We start from the raw sequence: 23,318 nt of genomic DNA on the forward strand, positions 1-23,318 counted from the left end.
TTTGACTAACCCATCACAATTAGCTTAGTCATAATAAGGAGATAGGGCATGAACCAAAAACTCAGCTGGCTAGTAGGAATCATGATGATGAGTACTGCTATCAATGCACAAGCGAATATCATCGTTACACCATACATAGGCTATACAGGAGGCGGCCAAGTAGAGGATGAAAGTGGTAATACATACGATCTCGACCCCGCAGTGAATTACGCTCTTTCAGTCGAGACTCCCTTAGAAAAAGGAAGGATCGGATTGTTTTACTCCAATCAATCGACGGAACTTGAAAAGCTGTCCAACTCGGCAGATATCCATTATCTGCACTTCCAAAGCAGCATGTACTATCCTGTCGCAGAAAAATGGCAAACCTATATCGGTGTAGGTTTGGGCGCTTCTTACGCCGATGTGGATTGGGTAGACAAAAAATACGGATTTTCGGCTAGCGCTTTTGCAGGGCTGGAATATGAATTTTCAAAGAACTTTGCATTAACAGCCCAACTGAGATGGTTAGGAACGGTCGTTGATAACGATACATCTGGCGCCTGTACTCTACCTAATGACGGCTCAAACTGTATCATTAAGTTCGATACTGATTGGATGAACCAATTCCAATCAAATGTCGGTTTTAGTTTCCGCTTCTAATTTTTATGCATGTTCCTTTATAGGACTCGTCACAAAGAACGCTGAACGAGTCCTGCACAGAGCCGATAAAGGATATCGTCTAAACACCATTGTTTGGCAAAGTAACGAAGCATCATCTAGATAGGTGCACAAAAGATAGCCGTACGCCCTAATTAATCAAAATAGTCTTAAACACCAAAGCAATTATTAGATCCCAGTCATTTATTCCAGACAAACAACCACACACCCACATAAAACCACAATCAAACTCAAATTTAACAAGATTAAAACCAGACAACGCATCTGAATTAACATTTAGATTCTATTGCGCTAAGTATTATTAGAAGTTAGTCTGATCAGTGAAAACAGATAAATATTTCAGTTTTATCAAACACACATCAAAATTTTAAGATTAATAATCTACTTTCTCTTACAGTAGCCAGAATATAGCTCTATAAAATTATAAGAAGTTAGAATTAAGGATAGAAAAGCTGATGGATAACAGCGGTCCTTTCTTCCAACTGTTTGCGCAATTATTACTGTGTTACGTAGAGAGCTTCATTCCTCAGGGAGTCTTATAGGAGTCAAATATGAAGCGAGAACAATGGGGATCCCGGGCGGGATTCATCTTAGCAGCAGTTGGGTCTGCTATCGGTTTGGGAAACATTTGGCGTTTCCCATACATGGCCTATGAAAACGGTGGCGGCGCATTTTTTATTCCTTACATTTTTGCCATGATCACTGCCGGTATTCCATTTATGATCCTTGAGTTCAGTATGGGACAAAAATACCGAGGCTCGGCACCAAAAACACTAGCGAAAATTCATTCTAAATTTGAATGGCTTGGCTGGTTCCAAGTTGGTGTGGCTGCAGTTATTGCCGTTTACTATGTGGCTGTTATCGGTTGGTCGATTTCTTACTTTGGGTTGTCGTTCACTCAAGGTTGGGGAACCGATACCAACGCATTTTTCTTTAGTGAATACCTAAAGCTAGGTGACAACTCACCAACAGACTTAGGCAGTATTCAATGGAAGATTGCTTTATCCATGGTGATTGCTTGGGCAATTACTTACACCGCTATTGCCAAAGGCGTGAAATCAGGAATTGAACGAGCATCTAAAATTATGATGCCAATCCTATTCTTGATGGTGATTTTCTTAATCGGACGTATGATTTTCTTGCCAGGAGCTCTAGATGGCGTGAACTACATGTTCGAACCCGATTTCAGCAAAATTTGGGATGTGAAAGTATGGGCAGCGGCATATGGTCAGATCTTCTTTACGCTAAGTATCGGCTTCGCCATCATGCTAGCTTATTCTAGCTACCTACCAGAAAAGTCAGACATAACGAATAACGCGTTTATGACCGTGTTGATCAACTGTGGCTTCTCGATCCTAGCCGGCATCATGATCTTCTCAGTATTGGGTTACATGGCTCAAGAGCAAGGTAAGCCGTTAACAGAGGTGGTATCTGCAGGCGTTGGCTTGGCTTTTGTTACTTTACCTGCGGCAATTAACCTACTACCTGCCCCATATATTCTTGGTCCACTGTTCTTCTTTGCACTGGTGGTTGCTGGTCTAAGTTCGCATATTTCAATTATGGAAGCCGTAACTTCAGCCATTATCGACAAGCTGAAGTGGAGCCGTAAAAAAGCTGCAAATGTTGTGATTGGTATTGGCTTCGTTGTCTCTATGGCGTTTGCTACCAATGGCGGTCTGCTGCTACTCGATCTAGTAGACCACTTTGCAAACAACGTTGGCATCATGGTTGGTGGTCTGGTTGAGATTGTCTTGATGGCGTGGCTATTGAAGCGCGTGCCAGAAGTACGTAATTACGTTAACGAGCGCTCTGATTTCTCTGTTGGTCAATGGTTCGAGGTCTGCTTACGCTTCGTTACACCAATCATGCTCGCCATTATCTTAGCGACCAAGCTATACGCCCTAATTACTGAAGGCTACGGTGGCTATGATCTAACTTTAGGCTGGGCACTTATCGCCGCACTCTTTATCTTTGGTCTAGTGATCAACGCAGTGAACCGCAAGGAGACAGCAAAATGACAATCAGCGCAATTATTATGATGGTTATTGGTTTAGGTATCACTTGGGGCGGCGCTGCCGTTTGCATCAAGCGAGCCATGGATAAACAATAGAACGTTAAGTTCCACATAAAAAACGCCGGTAGTTACCGGCGTTTTTTTATACATACATTAGTTCAATTCTAGAAACTGTACTTGATGCCAACGGCGCCGCCAAGTTGCAAGTCAGCACCTTTGTAAAGATCTAGCTCTGGGTGTATTTGACCATAAAGGTCCCAGCCGCGTGATAAATCCCAGTTCACACCAAGTGGTACTCTCACACCAAACTCGTCATCCCATTCATACCAGCCACCAACGCCGACATACCAAGTCACAGGCATGTTTTGATCGAATGTTCCACGCTTAGCGATGTAATCAAACGCCATACCATCGTTTCCGATAATGCCACGATATTTGTTATCTAACTCTACAACAACACTTAATTGTTGATCGACAGCCATACCAACTGATAGATCCGTTGGCTCGCTTGCCGCCATTGCCGTACTAGAAACTAGTCCCAAAACTAAAATGAATTTGTTCTTCATACACGTTATCAATTATTCAAAAAAACATTATTCGCTATTCAAACATAATGGCATATCAATATGTCAACGATGGGTAAGCTCGATGTATGAAAAAGCTGACAAAAGTAAAGATGAGTTTAGGATCACACTAAAAAAGGAACTGTCAGTTAATAAAATAGGAACTAAAAAAGGAGGTCGAAGCCTCCTTTTATGCATTACTATGAATGACTGCGATTAACCGTGGTTACGAATCCACTCATCCATTTCAGTTTTTAGGTTATCAGACTTAGTACCGAAGATAGCCTGTACACCACCAGCTACAACTACAACACCAGCAGCGCCTAGTTGTTTTAGCTTGTCTTGGTCAACAGCTGCTGTATCTGCAACTGCTACACGTAGACGTGTGATACATGCATCTAGACCAGTAATGTTAGCTTTACCGCCAAACGCTGCAACCAGTTCACCGCCCATATCAGAGCCAGAAGTTACAGCTGCACTTTCCGTTTCATCTTCACGGCCAGGTGTTTTTAGGTCAAGCGCTGTGATTACACCACGGAACACTACGTAGTAAATTACTGCGTAAACTAGACCAACGGCAATCATTAGCACCATCTTCTGAGCGTTACCAGATAGAACTAGGAAGTCGATCAGACCGTGAGAGAAAGAAGTACCGTGTACAAAGCCTAGAGTGTTCGAAACGATGTATGCAGAACCAGCTAGTAGAGCGTGGATACCGTATAGTAGTGGAGCAACGAATAGGAATGAGAATTCGATTGGCTCAGTAATACCAGTTAGGAATGAAGTCAGTGCAGCTGACGCCATGATACCCATTACTTTTGCACGGTTTTCTGGTTTAGCACAATGAGCAATTGCGATTGCTGCAGCTGGTAGACCGAACATCTTGAACATGTAACCACCCGCTAGCTGACCGAAGCCATTACCAGCAGCACGAGATGCTTCATCAGCAACTAGGTAACAAGTTAGTACACCATTTTGAGCTTCACCGGCAGCGTTAACACAAGAACCTGCTTCGAAGAAGAACGGTACGTTCCATACGTGGTGTAGACCGAATGGGATTAGAGAACGCTCAACAACACCGTAGATACCGAATGCTAGCTGTGGGTTTTGGTGTGCAGCCCAATCAGAGAATGCAGAAATTGCACCGCCAATTGGTGGCCAGATAACAGAAAGGATAACACCTAGGATGATCGCAGCAAAACCAGTGATGATTGGCACTGCGCGCTTACCAGCGAAGAAGCCAAGGTACTCTGGAAGTTGGATTTTGAAGAAACGGTTGAATGCCCAAGCAGCCACACCACCGACAAGGATACCACCTAGTACACCTGTATCGATTTTCTCAACACCCATAACGCCCGCCATTACACCTAGCGTTGCCGTCATGATGCCGTAACCAACGATAGCTGCAAGACCTGCAACACCGTCGTTGTTAGTGAAGCCTAGAGCTACACCTACTGCAAATAGAAGTGCCATTTGGCCGAATACTGAACCACCAGCTTGTTCCATAAGATTAGAAACGATCTCTGGAATAAAGCTTAGATGGGCAGCACCCACACCTAATAAAATACCTGCAACTGGTAAAACTGATACTGGAAGCATCAGAGCCTTACCAACTTTTTGCAGGTTAGCAAAAAGGTTCTTAAACATGTTTATGCTCCTGATAAATTTATAAGTATTATTTGGGCACTAACGGCACACCCCCGTAGCCTAAAGGTTAGCACCCAATGAAAATGTAACCACAACTGCATTATATTTTCCGGCTCTAAATATATATTGATGACCCTCAAACTTTCCACACAGTTACGAAATTTAGTTTCAAAACAAGTCTTGGATCACACCCAAAAACAGCCGATGAAAAGGTTTGCATTGCACTTATATTACTGTTTTATAAAGAATTAATTATTTATATAATTAATTTTAAGGCGTAAATAAAATACGCCCCAATGTTATTTTTAGTAACAAAATTACATTTGTGATTTTTGAATGTTATTAAATCAACATTTTTAGTAAACATTAAACTCGTGAGCGTATCTGTTGTTTTTATCAACAAAAAAGGAGCCTAAGCTCCTTTTTTATGCTCTTATTATTTTTTCATCGCAAAAAAAGATTTCGGAAGTTTTCGGTGGTTTTTTGTGCCACTTCAGAAAGAGAGCACGATTTGAGTTGCGCAATATAAGAAGCGACTTCGACAACATAAGCGGGTTGATTCTCTTTGCCACGATGAGGGACAGGAGCCAAGTAAGGAGAATCTGTCTCAATAAGAAGCTTCTCTAAAGGTAGAGTCTTCACCACTTCTTTTAACTCTGTAGCTTGACGGAAAGTAACAATCCCCGAGATAGAAATATAAAACCCCAGCTCCAGTGCAGCTTCAGCAAATGGAAGATCTTCTGTAAAACAGTGGATAACACCACCACATTTCTCTGCCCCACCCTTACGCAAAATATCAAGAGTATCCGCACGTGCGTTTCTGGTATGGATAATTAAAGGTTTGTTGAGCTCCACTGCAAGATCAACGTGTTGCTCAAAGCGCTCTTTCTGTAACGCGGCCGTTTCGGGCTTGTAATGATAATCTAAACCCGTTTCGCCAATAGCGACGACTTTTGCATTCGACGCATGGTGGCGCAATACGTCCATCGAAAAGTCGCTTTCAACATCAAGTGGATGCACACCGCACGAAGCATAAACATTGTCATAAGGCTCGATCATTTCCATCATTTTCGGGAAAGAATCCAGCGTTACTCCAACAGAAAGTAGCTCAGTTACGTTTGCTTGTTTAGCTTTGTTAATAACGTCTTCCACATTGATGTGGAGATCGTCGTAATTCAATTTGTCTAAATGACAATGAGAATCTACGAACATAATGCCTCTCGTGATTCAATTAACCAATTCATTGATAGTAGCTCAAGGTTCAGGCCAGGAAAGGCTTGCACCTGAGCTTTCAGGTTCATCAGCGCCTTCGCTGATGAGTACAAACCGTTATAGTTGTCCGGTTGAAACTTTGTCGCGCCCGGAAGCATTTGAGCTTCTGATACACCAAACTGCGCTTTCTGAGCATCTGTCAGTAAATACCATGCCCAGTCTAGTGATTGCTCTGAGTGTTTAGCGATTAAAGAAGCACACTCAGAAACGTCTGAAACAGGCGAAGACATTGCCTTAATAAAACTGCGTTCAAAAGCCAAGTAAGCTTCGAGATCGCCATTATTTAACGCATCCAATGTTTTTATTGGAGAGCCCATATTCAGTTTTAAGGCGTAAGCAGGAACTTGCTTCGCCCCTTGTTCGTGCATCCATTGCATCGCTTGTTCCGCTGACGGAGGCGCAACAACCCAGTGTTGGCAACGGCTACGAATCGTTGGGAGCAGACGCTCCTGATTGTGGGTAACGAGCAAAAACAAGCACTTTGCCCCAGGCTCTTCTAGCGTCTTTAACAGCGCATTCGATGCCGACTCGTTCATAGAGTCCGCCGGTTCTATTACAAATAGGCGGTAACCATTAAGCTGAGATGATTCCTGAGCAAGACGGTTACAAGCGCGAATTTGGTCCACCGTTATCGCCTTTCCTTCTTTCTCTGGCTTGATCCAGTGTAAATCAGGGTGGTTTTGAGATTGATTTAGCTGGCAGCTATGACAAAAACCGCATGCTTCACTCGCGTAATTTTGGCAAAGAAGTGCTTGGCTAAAAAACTCGATAAGTTTTTCGATGCCCAAGCCCTGCTCGCTTTGTAATAAAAGCGCACCTGGTATTCTGTCCGACTCTAACCCTACTTTGAGGTTGTCCCATATTGGCTGTAGCCATGGATAATCATTTAACATGAGTCACCTAAATTTACGTTTCACTTATTGACGAGCTAGCCACTCGTTTAGAGCGTCCCGAATATCACGCGACACGCCTTCAATCGTCTGTTCTGCGTTAATGATAACGATGGAAGGATCGGCATGAGCAATCTCCAAATAACGCTCACGTGTACGCTCGAAGAAACTAATATCCATCTTCTCTATACGATCTAACTCACCACGCCCACGTGCACGCTCAAGCCCAACACGAGGGTCAATATCCATATAGAGAGTGAGAGCAGGTTTAAAATCACCAAGCGTTGTATCTCGGAGATTTTTCATTAACGATGCGTCAATCTGACGGCCACCACCTTGATAAGCTTGCGACGACATATCGTGTCGGTCACCAACCACCCACTGACCGTTTTCCAAAGCTGGTTTGATCACGTTCTCAACCAACTGAACACGTGCAGCGTACAGAAGAAGCAACTCCGTCATGTCCTTAAGTTCTTCGCCTTCGTGCTCTTCTTTCACCAGAGCGCGCATTTTTTCTGCTAGCGGTGTGCCTCCTGGCTCACGGGTATTTACGATATCCTCAATACCGGCCGCTTTTAGCGTATCTAAAACGGTTTTAATCGCAGTGCTTTTACCCGCGCCTTCTAGGCCTTCAACGACAATAAAGTTTGCTTTCATCATTTGTTCTTTCTTAGTTCTCTTAAATAGGCACGAACAGCACGGTTGTGCTCAGCAAGGGATTTCGAGAATACATGTCCGCCCTTTCCACTTGCTACAAAATATAAATAGTTGCTGCTTTCTGGATTCAAAGCCGCTTCAATGGAAGCTTCACCAGCCATCGCAATCGGTGTTGGTGGCAAACCATTGATGGTATAGGTGTTATATGGTGTCGGCGTACGCAAATCTTTCTTACGAATGTTGCCATCGTAGGCGTCACCCATACCATAAATAACTGTCGGATCAGTTTGTAACCGCATACGTTTGTTCAATCGGTTGATAAACACAGAAGCGACGCGCTCACGCTCAGAATCAATAGCCGTCTCTTTCTCGATGATAGACGCGAGAATCAAGGCTTCATATTTATCCTGTAATGGCAGCTTTTCTTGACGAGCTTCCCAGCTAGCGTCCAGTATTTTATTGAGTTTTCGATGCGCTCGTTTTAATAACTGGCTTTCACTCGCACCCGCTGTGTAATGGTAGGTTTCTGCTAAAAACAACCCTTCTAGCTTTTCTCTCTCAATTCCGAGCTTCGCAGCCATTTCTTTTTCTGAAAGATCGGTTAAATCATGCTTTAAATAAGGAGCACTTTTTAGTTGATCTACCCATTCAGAAAAGCGGCTGCCTTCAACAAAAGTGATCGCAAACTGGTATTCTTTTCCAGTATTCAGATGCTCCAATGTTTGCGAAAGTGACATACCAGGCTCAAGTTGGTAAGTACCCGCTCGCACTTGCAACAATTCTGGATATAAGTGAGGAATTAAACGGATGTACTCCGATGTTTCAATCACCTCATCTTCAACTAAGGCGCGCATGACATGATGAAAGCTTGTACCACTTTCTACAGTAAACAGCTGAGGTTGTTCCAATAGAATAGGCTTTTCAACGTATTGTTTAGCCTGTGAAATTATATAAAAAACAGCTGCTGCGCCTATCACTGCGATCAGCACAACAAAAGCCAACAGTTTTTTAATCACGTAGTTAAATTCCCTTGCAGTCGTTGAGTCAATTTTCCTATCGGAAATATAGTCTTAGAGTTCGATGTCACTATGCTGCGAATAGGTGCGACACCTAATATTGAGTTACACATGAAAGCCTCGTCAGCACTCAGCAAATCTGGAAGTATAAAACGCCCCTCGATGACTTCAATATGACTTACTTTAAGTAACTCAAGCACCTTACGACGCATTACGCCCGTAACGCCTGATAAGGTCAGCTCCGGCGTAAATACTTTATTACCTTTAACCCAAAAAAGGTTGGCCATTGTAGTTTCAATGACATGGTTTTGCACATTTAACGTTATTGCATCTGCAAACTCTGTATTGTCGATTTCAGCCTTGGCGAGAATCTGCTCTAAACGGTTGTTGTGCTTATGTCCCGCAAGTAAAGGTTGAATCCCTAGACGAGTATTACAAACGCCCAAGTCCACACCTTGTTCTTGCCAAGATGAATAATGAGAAGGAAACGCAAAATTGGAAATCGTCACGATAGGACTTTCAATCCCATTAGGGCTATACCCTCGCCCGCCAATACCGCGGCTAACGTGAATCTTCACCCCCGCTCGTGCGTCAGATAAAACCGCTTTGCTTGCCCAATCATGCACAACTTTCCAGTCAGGTGAAGAGATCTTCAAAGCGTCAAGGCAAGCACTCATGCGCTCAGTATGTTCCTGCCAGTAAACCAACTCTCCATTTTGGGTCAGGATGGTGGTAAAGCCTCCATCACCGTATTGGAATGAGCGATCACCTAGCTCTACATGCGTTTGCGGAACTCCATTTACCCAAAACATTCACGTACCTTCAAATTAGCAGACAACAAATAAAACAAAACGGCTCAATGCTAAGCATCGAGCCGTTAGAATACAAGTTTCGCTTATCTAAATTAGGTTAGATAGTGTTACTCAGCGAACTTCTTGAAGATCAAAGAACCGTTTGTACCACCAAAGCCAAACGAGTTACAGATAGCGTACTCCATACCTTCAACTTTGCGCGCTGTATGCGGCACAAGGTCGATGTCTAGACCTTCTTCTGGATCATCAAGGTTAATGGTTGGCGGAACAATTTGGTCAACCAAAGACATAACCGTGATAATTGCTTCAACAGAGCCAGCAGCACCTAATAGATGACCCGTCATCGACTTAGTTGAAGATACAAGAACTTGCTTCGCACCTTCTTCACCAAGAGCACGTTTCACGCCTTTGATTTCTGCAACATCACCAGCTGGAGTAGAAGTACCGTGAGCATTCACATAACCTACTTGAGTACCTGTGATGTTAGCGTCACGCATCGCCGCTTCCATCGCAAGTGCACCACCAGAGCCGTCTTCGCTTGGAGATGTCATGTGGTAAGCATCACCAGACATACCAAAACCAACCAGTTCTGCGTAAATCTTCGCGCCACGTGCTTTTGCGTGTTCGTACTCTTCAAGCACCATCATGCCAGCACCATCACCTAGAACAAAACCATCACGGCCTTTATCCCATGGGCGAGACGCTTTTTGAGGCTCTTGATTACGAGTAGATAGTGCTTTAGCTGCACCGAAGCCAGCCATGCCAAGAGGCGTAGAAGCTTTTTCTGCACCACCAGCAACCATCGCATCTGCATCGCCGTAGGCAATCATACGTGCTGCATGGCCGATATTATGCAGGCCAGTAGTACATGCGGTAGAAATCGCGATATTTGGACCACGAAGACCACGCATGATAGATAGGTTACCTGCAACCATGTTTACAATGGTCGAAGGAACAAAAAATGGGCTAACTTTGCGAGGGCCTTTGTCTACTAATGCAGTATGGCCAGTTTCGATAAGGTCAAGACCGCCAATGCCTGAGCCGATAGCAACACCAACTCGAGCCGCATTTTCTTCGGTAATTTGTAAGCCAGAGTTATCAAGAGCTTGAATACCCGCTGCAATGCCGTACTGGATGAAAAGGTCCATCTTACGAGCATCTTTTTTAGACATGTACTCTGTGCAATCGAAATCTTTAACAAGACCTGCAAAACGAGTTGAGAAGTTCGTAGTATCAAAGTGCTCGATATTTACGATACCACTTTGACCTTCTAGCAGGGCTTTCCAAGATGATTCTACTGTGTTGCCTACCGGTGACAACATACCCATGCCAGTGACAACTACACGACGCTTGGACACGATATAATTCTCCGGGAATTGAATATTTCTATGAGAGGATAGAAGAAGTTAGAAAGAACACAGGCGGTCTAGGAGACCGCCTGGGAGAGCTAATTACTGAGCGCTGTTTACGTAGTCGATTGCAGCTTGAACAGTAGTGATCTTCTCAGCTTCTTCGTCAGGAATCTCAGTGTCGAATTCCTCTTCTAGAGCCATAACTAGTTCTACAGTGTCTAGAGAATCAGCACCTAGATCGTCAACGAAAGAAGCTTCGTTTTTAACTTCTGCTTCGTCTACACCTAGCTGTTCAACAATGATTTTCTTTACGCGTTCTTCGATGTTGCTCATTTTTCTTTTCCTTTACAGATTTCGCCTAATGCGATGATTCCGTAGTTTATTCGAACTATTGAAAGTTGCAAGGGGGTCCTTGCTGGTCAAACCACAAAATTAGCGAATTTAACCGAATTTCAATACATTTTTGACTTAAATCATGCACAAATCTTGCGCATAAGCATGACAAGTTCATGACAGTTAACTGCAACTATAGGCTATTTTTCACAATGTAAAATAGCTTATTTTGCATAAACTGTCGCATTAAACCATGTACATGCCACCATTTACATGCAAAGTTTCACCAGTAATGTACGCTGCTTCAGGAGAAGCAAGGAAAACTACTGCTGATGCAATTTCACGTGGGTCACCTAAACGACCTGCTGGCACGTTCGACAATGTTGCCGCACGTTGGTCATCATTTAGTGCCTTAGTCATGTCAGTTTCGATGAAACCAGGAGCAACAGTGTTCACTGTTACACCACGAGACGCAACTTCACGAGCCATTGATTTAGTAAAACCAATCACGCCCGCTTTCGCTGCTGCGTAGTTAGTTTGACCAGCATTACCCATGGTACCAACAACAGAGCCTACGTTGATGATACGACCCGCACGTTTTTTCATCATACCGCGTAAAACCGCTTTAGACATGCGGTAGATTGGCGTTAGGTTGGTATCGATGATGTCGTTCCACTCATCATCTTTCATGCGCATCAATAGGTTGTCACGAGTAATACCAGCGTTATTCACCAGAATATCGATCACACCAAATTCTTCGTTGATCGTTTTTAATGTCGCTTCGATAGACTCGACATCAGTCACGTTAAGCGCTAAGCCTTTACCGTTATCACCAAGATACTCGCTGATAGCAGCCGCACCACTTTCAGAAGTAGCAGTACCGATAACCGTAGCACCTCGCTCGACAAGAAGTTCCGCGATCGCGCGGCCAATACCACGGCTTGCGCCGGTAACTAGCGCGATCTTACCTTCTAGATTCATCATGTTGTGTTTCCTTTTCTTATCGCAAATTTATCGCTTGATGGATTACTTCGCAGCGTCTAGCGATGCGATATCATTCACTGCGGCTGCAGTTAGCGTTTTCACGATACGTTTTGTTAGACCTGTTAAAACTTTACCAGGACCAAGCTCAAGAAGATTTTCTACGCCTTGTTCGTGCATCAGTTCAACTGTCTCAGTCCAACGAACTGGGCTATGTAGCTGACGAACAAGCGCATCTTTGATTTTTGCAGGATCTGTCTCAGCAACCACATCAACGTTGTTGATAACTGGCAGCTGTGGTGAGTTAAATTCGATAGACTCGAGAGCTACAGCAAGTTTTTCCGCTGCTGGCTTCATAAGTGCACAGTGTGAAGGTACTGAAACAGGGAGAGGAAGCGCACGCTTCGCACCAGCTTCTTTACATAGCGCACCAGCTCGCTCTACTGCGTCTTTGCTACCAGCGATAACGACTTGACCAGGCGAGTTAAAGTTTACTGGAGAGACCACTTCGCCTTGCGCTGCGTCTTCACACGCTTTTGCAATCGCATCATCAGCCAAACCGATAATCGCGTACATTGCGCCAGTACCAGCTGGTACTGCTTCTTGCATAAGTTGACCACGTAATTCAACCAGCTTGATGGCTTCTTTAAAGTCAATAACACCCGCACATACAAGTGCTGAGTACTCACCTAGGCTGTGACCGGCTAGGTTTGCTGGTTGCTCTAAGCCAAGTTCCTGCCATACACGCCAGATTGCAACAGATGAAGCTAGCAAAGCTGGTTGAGTACGGAAAGTCTCGTTTAAATCTTCTGCAGGTCCATTTTGAACAAGCGCCCATAGATCGTAACCTAGTGCGTCAGATGCTTCTGCAAATGTTTGTTTTACTACGTCATATTGTTCGCCTAGTTCTGCAAGCATACCTACAGCTTGAGAACCTTGACCTGGAAATACGATAGCAAACTTGCTCATGTTGTTTTCCTTTAAGCAAAGTAAAAAGAAATAAGATGCACCAAGTGCACCTTAAATTTTGAATTCTTGTGAAACTTAGAACTTCACAAGGGCCGAGCCCCAAGTGAATCCGCCGCCAAACGCTTCAAGAAGCAGAGTTTGACCGCGTTTAATACGACCATCACGTACCGCTTCATCTAGTGCTGTTGGCACCGTCGCAGCTGATGTGTTGCCGTGTTTATCAAGTGTAATCACGACTTGGTCTAGTGACATCGAAAGTTTCTTCGCTGTCGCTGAAATAATGCGGTAGTTCGCTTGGTGCGGCACTAGCCAGTCTAGTTCAGACTTATGCATGTTGTTGGCTTCAAGCGTATCTTTTACTAGTTTCGATAGCTGAGTGACAGCGACTTTGAATACTTCGTTCCCAGCCATATGAAGCCATTTATCCGCATCTTGCCCCCGCACAGGTACAGGTAGGCTTAGAAGCTCTCCGAATTGACCATCCGAGTATATGTGGGTAGAGATAATGCCAGGCTCTTGGCTAGCGCCTACGACAACGGCTCCGGCACCATCACCAAATAGAATAATGGTTGAACGGTCTGTCGGATCACACGTTTTAGACAAAGCATCTGAACCAATCACAAGTACGTTTTTGCACATACCAGATTTGATATGTTGGTCTGCAACAGATAATGCGTACACAAAACCAGAACAAGCAGCGGCTAAGTCAAAAGCTGGACAACCTTTAATGCCAAGCTTTGCCTGCACCTGACACGCAGATGAAGGGAAAGTATGGCTACTGCTCGTTGTGGCTACGATAATCAGGTCGATATCGTTTTTATCAATACCCGCCATATCGATAGCGTTTTCAGCTGCGTAGAATGCCATGTCTGCTACAGTCTCGTTTTCTGCAGCAATTCGACGCTCTTTAATACCCGTGCGAGCAACGATCCACTCATCACTTGTATCTACCATTTTCTCTAGATCTGCGTTTGTACGCACCTGAGATGGCAGGTAGCTGCCAGTACCTAAAATTTTGCTATACATGAAGACTAATAATGCCTCTCGAGTAAAACCGCTTCCAAACGATCGCTAATACGGCTTGGTACTTGTCGTTTGACCTCGTGTACTGCCTCGCCAAGTGCATTGACAATCGCAGATACATCCGCACTTCCATGGCTTTTTATGACAATGCCGCGCAATCCTAGCAAACTTGCGCCGTTATACTGGTCGGGGTTCAGTGTTTTTAGTTCATTAAACAGCCTAGAAAACAACTTTCTAGCTATCCAACCCTTTATCGTTGATGCCATTATGCTGGTTTTAATTTTTTCGATAAAAAGTTGAGCTGTTCCCTCACTGGCTTTTAAGCATACGTTGCCGACAAATCCATCACAAACAATGACGTCAGCAACATCATGCAAAATTTGATTACCTTCAATATAACCGACAAAGTTAATCGCATCGGTCTGAGAAAGCATTTCTGCGCAACGTTTGACTAAATCGTTACCTTTAATCTCTTCTGCGCCAATATTGAGTACAGCAACGCGAGGAGGACGACCCAAGTGTTCTTCAGCTAATGCACTGCCCATTACAGCAAATTGGAACAAGCTATCAGCATCGCACGATACATTCGCCCCCAGATCTAGCATCCAAGTGCGCTTTCCGGTAATCGTCGGTAAAGCGGAAACTAAAGCAGGACGTTCAATGCCAGGAAGTAACTTAAGAATGAAACGCGATAGTGCCATTAATGCACCGGTGTTGCCACCACTAACACAAGCATCCGCTTTCTGCTCAGAAACCAAATCGATAGCCATACGCATAGAACTATTTTGGCTATTACGTAACGCCAATGAAGGTTTTTCTGAGTTCGAGATAACTTTCTCGCTGTGAAGAATAGTCAAGCGGGAACTGGTCGAGGTACCGAGTTGAGATAATTGAGACGTGATCAGAGATTGATCACCAATAAGAATCACTTTTAGCTCTGGGAAATGAGACAGTGCCTGCACGGCGGCAGGCACTGTTACGCGTGGACCGAAATCCCCGCCCATTGCATCAAGTGCAACGGTAATACTTTGCAAAGGTTCAACCTTACTTGTTGATAACCTTTTGACCACGGTAGTAACCTTCAGCAGTTACGTTGTGGCGTAGGTGAGTTTCACCAGAAGTCGCGTCTACAGATAGAGCAGCTGTAGTTAGCGCATCGTGTGAACGACGCATACCGCGCTTAGAACGAGTTTTACGGTTTTTCTGTACGGCCATTGACCCTACTCCTATACTATTGGGTTAAAAACCTGAAGAAGAATCGGCTACCACACCTATTACTTTTTCAGACTTTTCAAAACGTCGAATGGATTCGGTTTTTCTTCCTCAATTTCTTCAGGAATCTCACCAAAAACCATGTTATTTGAATCAACGCTACAATCCGCTTCATCGTGCATCGCAATTTGAGGTAATGCTAAGATGAACTCGTCTTCAACAAGTTGTATGAGGTCTAATTCACCATATTCATTTAGATCTACCAAATCATAAATTTCTGGTGCTTCCTGTTCTGTTTTCTCACCGTAGTAAGGAGTAGAAAGGAATTCAACTTCGCACTCATGTGCGAATACCTCATTACAACGCTGACACTCTAAATCGACTTCGATGTTAGCTTTACCAGAGATAACAACGAGTCGCTGTTCATCCATCCCAAATGACAATGAGACTTCTGCGTCGCGTTTTACGCCTTCAGTTGTTTCCACTAAGCGCTTGAAAAGACTAGCTTGGATGATGCCATCGTAATCCAATCGTTTCTGTGCAGCTTTAGCTGGGTCAACCGTTCGCGGTATTTTTACCTTTTGCATAGGGCGCGAATATTATCTTCCAAATCAAAATTAGTCAAAGAAAAAGGCAAAAAAGTTGTACTTTTTTACGCTTAACATACAGAGCATTAGCCAGAATCATTTTTGATCGATTATCCTATTGGAAATGCTCCCACGAATTGTAATTCAAAATGAAAAATTACCAACTGGTTTTAGCCTCAACTTCCCCTTTTCGTAAACAACTGCTTGAAAAGCTCTCACTACCATTCGTTTGTTTACCACCTGATTGCGATGAAACACCTTTTGACCAAGAAACGCCAACTGAACTTGTGCAGAGACTGGCCCAAGAGAAAGCAATATCTTGCCAGACGGATAAAGCAAGTTTAGTTATCGGCAGTGACCAAGTTTGTGTCATTAATGGTGAAATCGTTGGCAAGCCTTTAAATAGAGATAACGCGATAAATCAACTTTTGGCTCAAAGTGGAAAAGTCATCACTTTCTATACTGGTCTTGCGGTACATAACACCGTGACAAACCATACAGAAGTCGGCTTTGATTCTTTCGAGGTGCACTTTAGAGATTTAACGCTTGAACAAATCGAACGCTACGTCGACAGGGAAGAACCTTTTTACTGCGCGGGCAGCTTTAAAAGCGAAGGCATGGGAATTTGCTTGTTTACGAAATTAGTCGGTAAAGACCCGAACACACTTGTCGGACTACCATTGATTGATTTGATTGATATGTTGCATGTTCAAGGACTCGATGTCCTTTAACCCAAATACGATAAAAGGGAGCTACAGGCTCCCTTTTGCATCCGCGAGGAAAACATGGTTACGCGTTTCTTAAACCCGCCAACACTTTTTCTAGTTTCGGTTCCATCGGTGCGTTGATTTCCATCCACTCATCATTTGATGGGTGTTGGAACTTGATGTTTGCCGCGTGTAGGAACAAACGATCTAAACCAACTTGACCTGTGTAAGCATCAAAGCGACGATCACCGTAGCGATCATCCCAAGCGATTGGGTGACCAGTGTATTGCGTATGAACTCGTATTTGGTGAGTTCGACCAGTAATCGGACTCGCCTGAATCAATGTAGCTTGTTCGAACTTTTCCAAAATCTTAAAACGCGTTTCTGACGGCTTACCATTAGGGTTAACACGAACAATACTGTTCACTTCGTTTTTGAGCAGTGGCGCGTTCACAACCTTACAACTGCTTTTCCATTGCCCCATGACAAGAGCTAAGTAAAACTTCTTTACTGTCTTTTCACGAAACTGGGCTTGCAAGTGACGAAGTGCAGAACGCTTTTTAGCAACCAGCAAAATCCCTGAAGTATCACGGTCAATACGATGCACAAGTTCAAGAAAGCGAGCTTGAGGACGCAGAGCCCTAAGCGCTTCAATCGCACCAAACTTTAAACCACTGCCACCATGCACAGCGGTGCCAGATGGTTTGTTTAGAATCAACATATGGTCATCTTCGAAGATAATCATATTTTCCAACTCAGCGACTTTGTTAAGTTTCGTACTTGGTGCGACATCGTCATCTTTTTTCTCGACGGTCACCGGTGGAATACGAACGAGATCGCCTGCTTTTAACTTGTACTCTGCTTTTATACGCTTTTTATTTACGCGCACTTCGCCCTTACGCACAATTCGGTAAATCATGCTTTTAGGAATGTCTTTTAATTGGTTGCGCAAAAAATTATCAATGCGCTGACCCGCCATATCTTCGTCGATGTCGACGAACTGGACTTTTGTTCTTATTTCGTTCATGGGCGGTATTGTAAACTCAATTTCGTGCGACTTCACATTATTCTTGTCGTAAAAGAAACACTCGGTGGCACATACTGGTCTAAATTTCGCCAAGCTTTTGTTTAAATTATTAAAACTCTCAATCAAGTTCTCAATTTGTTTTCTGTCTTGAACAGTTTGCACATCTCAATTGCTTATGAAACAGCCAGTTATAAAATAGAAATTTTGAGTTTAGCGGCAAATTTTCTATCGTTTGCGTGAAAGCAGATTGCTGATAGCCACGCGCACTGCTATAGTTCACAGCTGCTAAGGAAGGTTTGGTTACATTTTATTCATTACCAATCATTTATCCTCAAGCAATGTGAGTAGATCGTTGAAGGTCGAGTGCAGCATTGGCGTGAGACACATCGAATTCAACACTCTTGCCACCCTACTCCTCGCATATTCACGTTGAGTACCTACCGCCCAAATAGCGGGTCACAAGTCTACGTTTCCAACAGAAACCACAAGAGGCTTGTGATGACTGAAGTGCCCGAGAGCATCCCCTTCCAGCCGGGAGGCTGCAAAATACAAGCCATGGGATCAGGCACCGTGAAAGAGCGAAAAAACAGTGGCAAGTCGACAAGAAAGATATAAAAGAAAAGACAACGAGAATTTTCAATGAAAAGAATGTTAATTAACGCAACTCAAAAAGAAGAGTTGCGTGTCGCTCTGGTTGATGGCCAGCGACTTTTCGATCTTGATATCGAGAGTCCAGGGCATGAATCTAAAAAAGCGAATATCTACAAAGGACGTATCACACGTATCGAACCAAGCTTAGAAGCCGCATTTGTTGATTACGGCGCCGAGCGTCACGGTTTCCTCCCTCTCAAAGAAATTGCCCGCGAATATTTCCCTGAAGGTTACACCTACCAAGGTCGTCCAAGCATCAAAGAAGTGCTAACGGAAGGCCAAGAAGTTATCGTTCAAGTGGAAAAAGAAGAACGTGGAAGCAAGGGCGCAGCTCTTACTACTTTCATTTCTCTTGCCGGTAGTTACCTTGTTCTGATGCCTAACAACCCTCGTGCTGGCGGTATTTCTCGTCGAATCGAAGGTGACGAGCGTACTCAACTAAAAGCCGCATTAAGTACTTTGGAACTGCCTCAGGGCATGGGCCTAATCGTACGTACTGCTGGCGTTGGCAAGAGTGCTGAAGAACTTGAGTGGGATTTGAATGTACTACTTAACCACTGGGGTGCAATCAAAGGTGCAGCGGACTCTAACCCTGCTCCATTCTTAATCCACCAAGAAAGTAACGTTATCGTTCGTGCAATCCGTGACTATTTGCGTCGTGATATTGGCGAAATCTTAATTGATAGCAACACCATCTACGAACGTGCAAAAGAGCACATTCAATTGGTGCGCCCTGATTTCCTTAACCGCGTTAAGAAATATGAAGGCGAAGTTCCACTATTCAGCCACTACCAAATCGAAAGCCAAATTGAATCGGCTTTCCAACGTGAAGTGCGTCTGCCATCTGGTGGTTCTATTGTTATTGACCCGACTGAAGCACTAACGTCTATCGATATCAACTCTGCTCGTGCAACCAAGGGCGGCGATATTGAAGAAACAGCTCTAAACACGAACCTAGAAGCAGCCGACGAAATTGCTCGCCAATTACGTCTACGTGACTTAGGTGGCTTAGTGGTTATCGACTTTATCGATATGACCCCAGTTCGTCACCAACGAGAAGTAGAAAACCGTCTACGTGAAGCCGTTCGCCTTGACCGCGCTCGTGTACAAATCGGTCGTATTTCTCGCTTTGGTTTGTTGGAGATGTCACGCCAGCGCTTGAGCCCTTCTCTAGCAGAAGCAAGCCACCACATCTGTCCTCGCTGTAGCGGAACTGGTGTCGTTCGCGACAACGAATCTCTAGCACTTTCTGTACTTCGTTTAATTGAAGAGGAAGCGCTAAAAGACAACACAGCACAAGTACTTGCAGTCGTACCTGTGCCAATCGCCTCTTACTTATTGAACGAAAAACGTCGTTCAGTAAACCATATCGAACGCATTCAAGAAGTGAAAATTACGGTTGTTCCTAACTCTGATATGGAAACACCGCACTTTGAAGTTATCCGTGTTCGTGAAGGCGAAGAGTTCGATCTGATTTCTTACTTACTTCCTAAGAAACTGGAAGCAATGAAAGAAGCAGAAGGTAAAGAGCCAGCGGAAGTTGACGTAAAACCAAAACGAATTGAAGAGCCAGTTCTTAAAGGCTTTGCTGCTCCGTCTCAAACCGCACCTGCACCAGCAGCTAAACCAGCTCCTGAGGCGAAGAAGAAAGAACAAAACGTTGAACAAGAAGAGAAACCTGGATTGTTCAGCCGTCTGTTTAAAGCACTTGGTAGCTTCCTATTCGGTGGTTCTGAAGAAACAAAAGAAGAACAGAAACCTCAGGAAGAGAAAAAACCAAATCGCGATAATCGACGTAACAAGCGTGATCGCAACGATCGTCGTCGCAATAACAACCAGCGCGATAATCGTGATAATCGCGATAACCGACGTCGTCGTAAGCCTCGTGATGAGCAAGCGAATGAGCAAAACGAAGCTCAACAACAAACAAATAAACCGCAAAACCGTAACCAAAAGCGTAAACCTAAAGCTCAACAGGCAGATAAAGCCCAAGAGCAGAAAGCAAACGCAAAAGTAGCGGAAAAAGGTCTGCAGCTAGCAGCGGAAGCTCGTACTGAAACAAAACCAGAAGAGAGCAAACCGAAGCAGCAAAATGCGAAAGCAGAAAAAGTGAAAGAGCGCCGCCAACGTCGCAAATTGAACAAGTCTGTACGCGTTAAGGACCAAGAAGCTATTGAGAAGAAAGCCGAAGAAACAACGGTTAAGACTCAAGAAACGGTTGAAGCTAAAGTTGAAAAGCCAACAGAAGCAGCGGTAGAGGCACAGCAAGACAACAAGCAAGCAGAGTCTAAGCAACGTCGTAATCGTCGTTCGCCACGTCACCTGCGTGCAAGCGGCCAGCGTCGTCGCCGTGGCCGTGATCGCCGCCCTAACCCGTTCCGCCTACGTAAGGGAGGTGTCGCTTCTCCTGAAATGGCTATGGGTAAAGTAATGCCACGTTACATTCCGAAACCAGCACCTAAGAAGGAAGAGCGAGTTAAGGAAGAAGCTGTAGCAGCAGTACCTACAATCCAAGGTGGCTTTGCGTGTCCAGAAATGGCAATGGGTAAAGTGATTATTCGTCGCGAGCAACCTGTCGTAACAGATGCGCCAGTTGTTGAACACAAGGTTCAAGAAACCGTTGAAGCGAAAGTGGAAGCTCCAGTAGTAGAAGCACCTGTTGTTGAAACAGTAATCGCAGAAAAAGCTGAATCGGCAGTAGTAGAAACAGCATCGGTAGAGCCTATCGTTGAAACTCCTGTAACTGAACATGCTGAACCGGTTGATGCCATTGTAGAAACGGCACCTACTGAAGAGCCTATCGTTGAAGCAGCAAAAGAGATTGTAGCCGAAGCGCCAGTAGATAAACCAGAGCCTAAAGTCGAAGCCATTAAAGTTGCGGCTAAGCTAAACGCTAGCGCACCGATGACGAAAGCACCTGGCCCTCAAGAGCTACGCGAAATCACGGTTGCAGCAGCACCGTTCAAAACCGAACGTTACCAAGCTAAAGGTGCGGGTAGCCAAGTGGCTAAAAACCGCGCATCAGCAGAGATGACAAAGCCTAACTTTAACTAGGCTAAATCATTACGTTCAACTGCTTAACGGCATAAATAAATTAAAGGCTACCATCTGGTAGCCTTTTTTATCTTCATATTTGCCCAATAAATTGTTCATATAAATACCAATTCGTGATCACATTTGTACGCCATTATTCGTATCATTCTTGAACTTAATCACACTTTTCGGTAGCATGCGCCGACTCAAGTTTTCGACACCATTCTGATGCTGCTCTTTTAATACTACGGTTTACACTGCAATGTTTGATTAGAAATCAACCACTCAGTGGCTTGTGCAAATACGAATATGTGTCGGGTTTAACTCATTGCAAAGAGAACTTAAAAACAAACATGTTCGAATTTCCCCAATTTTCTAAGCACTCCGTAAAAAATGATGTGCTATCAGGCTTAACCGTTGCGCTAGCATTGGTTCCTGAAGCTGTCGCATTTGCGTTCGTCGCAGGCGTAGATCCGATGGTCGGTCTTTACGCTGCATTCATCGTTGGTCTTATTACTTCCATTTTCGGTGGTCGTCCCGGCATGATCTCTGGTGCAACAGGTGCCATGGCAGTCGTAATGGTTTCGCTTGTCGCGACTCACGGTGTCCAGTACCTATTCGCAGCCATCATGCTCGCTGGTATACTTCAAATTGCCGCTGGTATGTTTAAATTGGGTAAGTTCATCCGTATCGTGCCTCACCCTGTGATGATTGGTTTTGTGAACGGTCTGGCTATTGTTATCTTCCTAGCTCAGTTGGGTCAGTTTAAAGCGCCAGATATCAACGGCATGCTTACTTGGCTACCACAAGACCAAATGCTACTAATGCTTGGTTTGGTTGCGCTAACTATGGCAATCATTCACTTTCTACCAAAAATCACAACGGCTGTACCCTCTTCACTTGTTGCAATCGTAACGGTGACTGCTTTAGTGGTTGGTTTGGATCTGGAAACTCGTACTGTTGTTGACTTCCTGCGTACAATGTCTGGTGATGAAGCGGCAACACTCGCAGGTTCACTGCCGACCTTCTCTATTCCGGCGGTGCCATTTACGCTAGAAACTCTACAAATCATTCTTCCATACGCGATCATTCTAGCGGCCATTGGTCTAATTGAATCTCTACTAACACTGACAGTTTTAGATGAGATGACGAATACTCGTGGTCAATCTAACCGCGAATGTATCGGTCAAGGTATGGCAAACATGACGTGTTCTGTGTTTGGCGCAATGGGTGGTTGTGCGATGATTGGTCAGTCGATGATCAACGTAAACTCAGGTGGTCGCGGCCGTCTATCTGGTATCGTTGCGGCTATCGCTCTATTGATGTTTATCTTATTCGCTTCTTCGCTAATTGAAATGATCCCACTCGCTGCTCTGGTTGGTGTGATGTTCATGGTTGTCATTGGTACATTCGAATGGGCAACATTTAAGCTAGCACGCCGCGTACCGAAGCAAGACTTCTTCGTTATTGTTCTTGTGACCGTTGTCACTGTTCTTACTGACCTTGCTGTTGCCGTAGCGGTTGGTGTTATCGTTTCTGCATTAATGTTTGCATGGCAACACGCTAAGCACATCTATGCCGACACGTGCTTAAACGAGGAAGGTTCAAAAGAGTACAAGATTCACGGCCCTATTTTCTTTGGCTCTGCGGCTAACTTCCTGGAGTTGTTTAACGCGCCTGAAGATCCAAAAGATGTGATTGTCGATTTTGCAGACTCTCGCGTGACAGATCACTCTGCAATTGAAGCCATTGAAACACTGGCTGAGCGTTACAATGCTCAAGGTAAAACGCTGCACCTTCGTCACCTAAGCCCAGATTGTCGTAAACTTTTGGACAAAGCTGGCAGCTTGGTTGAAATTAACGTGAAGGAAGACCCAAGCTACAAAGTCGCAACCGACATACTAGCGGGTTAACA

At 44.3% G+C, this 23,318-nt stretch carries 22 protein-coding genes; 6 read left to right on the forward strand and 16 right to left on the reverse strand.

Features of this window, described 5'->3' with window-relative positions:
- The first annotated feature begins 48 nt into the window (after positions 1 to 48).
- The 3 genes from R8N28_RS08105 (at position 49) to R8N28_RS08115 (ending at position 2,767) form a co-directional block, all read left to right on the forward strand.
- Positions 49 to 639 (forward strand): outer membrane protein, encoded by a 591-nt coding sequence (locus R8N28_RS08105; protein WP_005372968.1) that lies wholly within the window; start codon positions 49 to 51, stop codon positions 637 to 639.
- A 569-nt stretch (positions 640 to 1,208) separates the two neighbouring features.
- Positions 1,209 to 2,675 carry a sodium-dependent transporter gene (locus tag R8N28_RS08110; protein WP_065274707.1) on the forward strand — a complete coding sequence of 489 codons (1,467 nt, stop codon included), beginning with the start codon at positions 1,209 to 1,211 and terminating at the stop codon, positions 2,673 to 2,675.
- A complete protein-coding gene (locus R8N28_RS08115) occupies positions 2,672 to 2,767 on the forward strand; it encodes a MetS family NSS transporter small subunit (RefSeq protein ID WP_005372963.1) in 96 nt (31 codons plus the stop codon). The genes R8N28_RS08110 and R8N28_RS08115 overlap by 4 nt, the downstream gene beginning before the upstream one ends.
- Before the next feature lie 68 nt (positions 2,768 to 2,835).
- Here R8N28_RS08115 and R8N28_RS08120 read toward each other — a convergent pair whose 3' ends face one another.
- From R8N28_RS08120 to yceD, 15 genes are all read right to left on the reverse strand, one after another.
- Complete coding sequence (locus R8N28_RS08120) at positions 2,836 to 3,237, reverse strand: hypothetical protein (protein WP_005372960.1); 402 nt, start codon at positions 3,235 to 3,237, stop codon at positions 2,836 to 2,838.
- A 213-nt stretch (positions 3,238 to 3,450) separates the two neighbouring features.
- Complete coding sequence (ptsG, locus tag R8N28_RS08125; protein WP_005372959.1) at positions 3,451 to 4,881, reverse strand: PTS glucose transporter subunit IIBC; 1,431 nt, start codon at positions 4,879 to 4,881, stop codon at positions 3,451 to 3,453.
- 444 nt (positions 4,882 to 5,325) lie between these two features.
- Complete coding sequence (locus R8N28_RS08130) at positions 5,326 to 6,093, reverse strand: TatD family hydrolase (protein ID WP_005372957.1); 768 nt, start codon at positions 6,091 to 6,093, stop codon at positions 5,326 to 5,328.
- Positions 6,084 to 7,046, reverse strand: a complete 963-nt coding sequence (locus tag R8N28_RS08135; RefSeq protein WP_005372955.1) for a DNA polymerase III subunit delta' — start codon at positions 7,044 to 7,046, stop codon at positions 6,084 to 6,086. The genes R8N28_RS08130 and R8N28_RS08135 overlap by 10 nt, the downstream gene beginning before the upstream one ends.
- 24 nt (positions 7,047 to 7,070) lie before the next feature.
- Positions 7,071 to 7,703, reverse strand: a complete 633-nt coding sequence (gene tmk / locus R8N28_RS08140) for a dTMP kinase (RefSeq protein WP_005387350.1) — start codon at positions 7,701 to 7,703, stop codon at positions 7,071 to 7,073.
- Positions 7,700 to 8,716 carry an endolytic transglycosylase MltG gene (gene mltG, locus R8N28_RS08145; protein ID WP_005372950.1) on the reverse strand — a complete coding sequence of 339 codons (1,017 nt, stop codon included), beginning with the start codon at positions 8,714 to 8,716 and terminating at the stop codon, positions 7,700 to 7,702. Before mltG ends, tmk begins: the two co-directional genes overlap by 4 nt.
- The gene (pabC, locus tag R8N28_RS08150; RefSeq protein WP_065274708.1) at positions 8,713 to 9,528 is read right to left on the reverse strand and encodes an aminodeoxychorismate lyase; all 816 of its coding nucleotides are present in this window, start codon (positions 9,526 to 9,528) and stop codon (positions 8,713 to 8,715) included. Before pabC ends, mltG begins: the two co-directional genes overlap by 4 nt.
- 107 nt (positions 9,529 to 9,635) lie before the next feature.
- On the reverse strand, positions 9,636 to 10,886 hold the full coding sequence (gene fabF / locus R8N28_RS08155) for a beta-ketoacyl-ACP synthase II (protein ID WP_065274709.1): 1,251 nt from the start codon (positions 10,884 to 10,886) through the stop codon (positions 9,636 to 9,638).
- Between the two features lie 93 nt (positions 10,887 to 10,979).
- On the reverse strand, positions 10,980 to 11,213 hold the full coding sequence (gene acpP / locus R8N28_RS08160) for an acyl carrier protein (RefSeq protein WP_004406112.1): 234 nt from the start codon (positions 11,211 to 11,213) through the stop codon (positions 10,980 to 10,982).
- A gap of 246 nt (positions 11,214 to 11,459) precedes the next feature.
- A complete protein-coding gene (gene fabG, locus R8N28_RS08165) occupies positions 11,460 to 12,194 on the reverse strand; it encodes a 3-oxoacyl-ACP reductase FabG (RefSeq protein WP_031781117.1) in 735 nt (244 codons plus the stop codon).
- Positions 12,195 to 12,239: 45 nt separating this feature from the next.
- Complete coding sequence (gene fabD, locus R8N28_RS08170) at positions 12,240 to 13,163, reverse strand: ACP S-malonyltransferase (protein ID WP_005387313.1); 924 nt, start codon at positions 13,161 to 13,163, stop codon at positions 12,240 to 12,242.
- Positions 13,164 to 13,238: 75 nt separating this feature from the next.
- On the reverse strand, positions 13,239 to 14,189 hold the full coding sequence (locus R8N28_RS08175; protein WP_017821385.1) for a beta-ketoacyl-ACP synthase III: 951 nt from the start codon (positions 14,187 to 14,189) through the stop codon (positions 13,239 to 13,241).
- Between the two features lie 5 nt (positions 14,190 to 14,194).
- Positions 14,195 to 15,220 carry a phosphate acyltransferase PlsX gene (plsX, locus tag R8N28_RS08180; protein WP_017633846.1) on the reverse strand — a complete coding sequence of 342 codons (1,026 nt, stop codon included), beginning with the start codon at positions 15,218 to 15,220 and terminating at the stop codon, positions 14,195 to 14,197.
- A gap of 10 nt (positions 15,221 to 15,230) precedes the next feature.
- Entirely contained in the window at positions 15,231 to 15,401 is a 171-nt protein-coding gene (gene rpmF, locus R8N28_RS08185) for a 50S ribosomal protein L32 (RefSeq protein WP_005396978.1), read from the reverse strand.
- A gap of 59 nt (positions 15,402 to 15,460) precedes the next feature.
- Complete coding sequence (gene yceD / locus R8N28_RS08190; protein WP_005387307.1) at positions 15,461 to 15,985, reverse strand: 23S rRNA accumulation protein YceD; 525 nt, start codon at positions 15,983 to 15,985, stop codon at positions 15,461 to 15,463.
- Positions 15,986 to 16,134: 149 nt separating this feature from the next.
- Between yceD and R8N28_RS08195 the strand changes: the two genes are divergently transcribed.
- Positions 16,135 to 16,716 (forward strand): Maf family protein, encoded by a 582-nt coding sequence (locus tag R8N28_RS08195; RefSeq protein ID WP_054729223.1) that lies wholly within the window; start codon positions 16,135 to 16,137, stop codon positions 16,714 to 16,716.
- 58 nt (positions 16,717 to 16,774) lie between these two features.
- Here R8N28_RS08195 and rluC read toward each other — a convergent pair whose 3' ends face one another.
- On the reverse strand, positions 16,775 to 17,719 hold the full coding sequence (rluC, locus tag R8N28_RS08200; RefSeq protein ID WP_021033985.1) for a 23S rRNA pseudouridine(955/2504/2580) synthase RluC: 945 nt from the start codon (positions 17,717 to 17,719) through the stop codon (positions 16,775 to 16,777).
- Positions 17,720 to 18,358: 639 nt separating this feature from the next.
- Between rluC and rne the strand changes: the two genes are divergently transcribed.
- Together rne and R8N28_RS08210 are read left to right on the forward strand one after the other, a co-directional pair.
- Positions 18,359 to 21,424, forward strand: coding sequence for a ribonuclease E (gene rne, locus R8N28_RS08205; protein ID WP_065274710.1), 3,066 nt, complete (start codon positions 18,359 to 18,361; stop codon positions 21,422 to 21,424).
- Positions 21,425 to 21,756: 332 nt separating this feature from the next.
- On the forward strand, positions 21,757 to 23,316 hold the full coding sequence (locus R8N28_RS08210; RefSeq protein ID WP_005380840.1) for a SulP family inorganic anion transporter: 1,560 nt from the start codon (positions 21,757 to 21,759) through the stop codon (positions 23,314 to 23,316).
- The last annotated feature ends 2 nt before the right edge of the window (positions 23,317 to 23,318 follow it).

It is taken from the genome of Vibrio sp. Vb1554 (assembly GCF_033344235.1).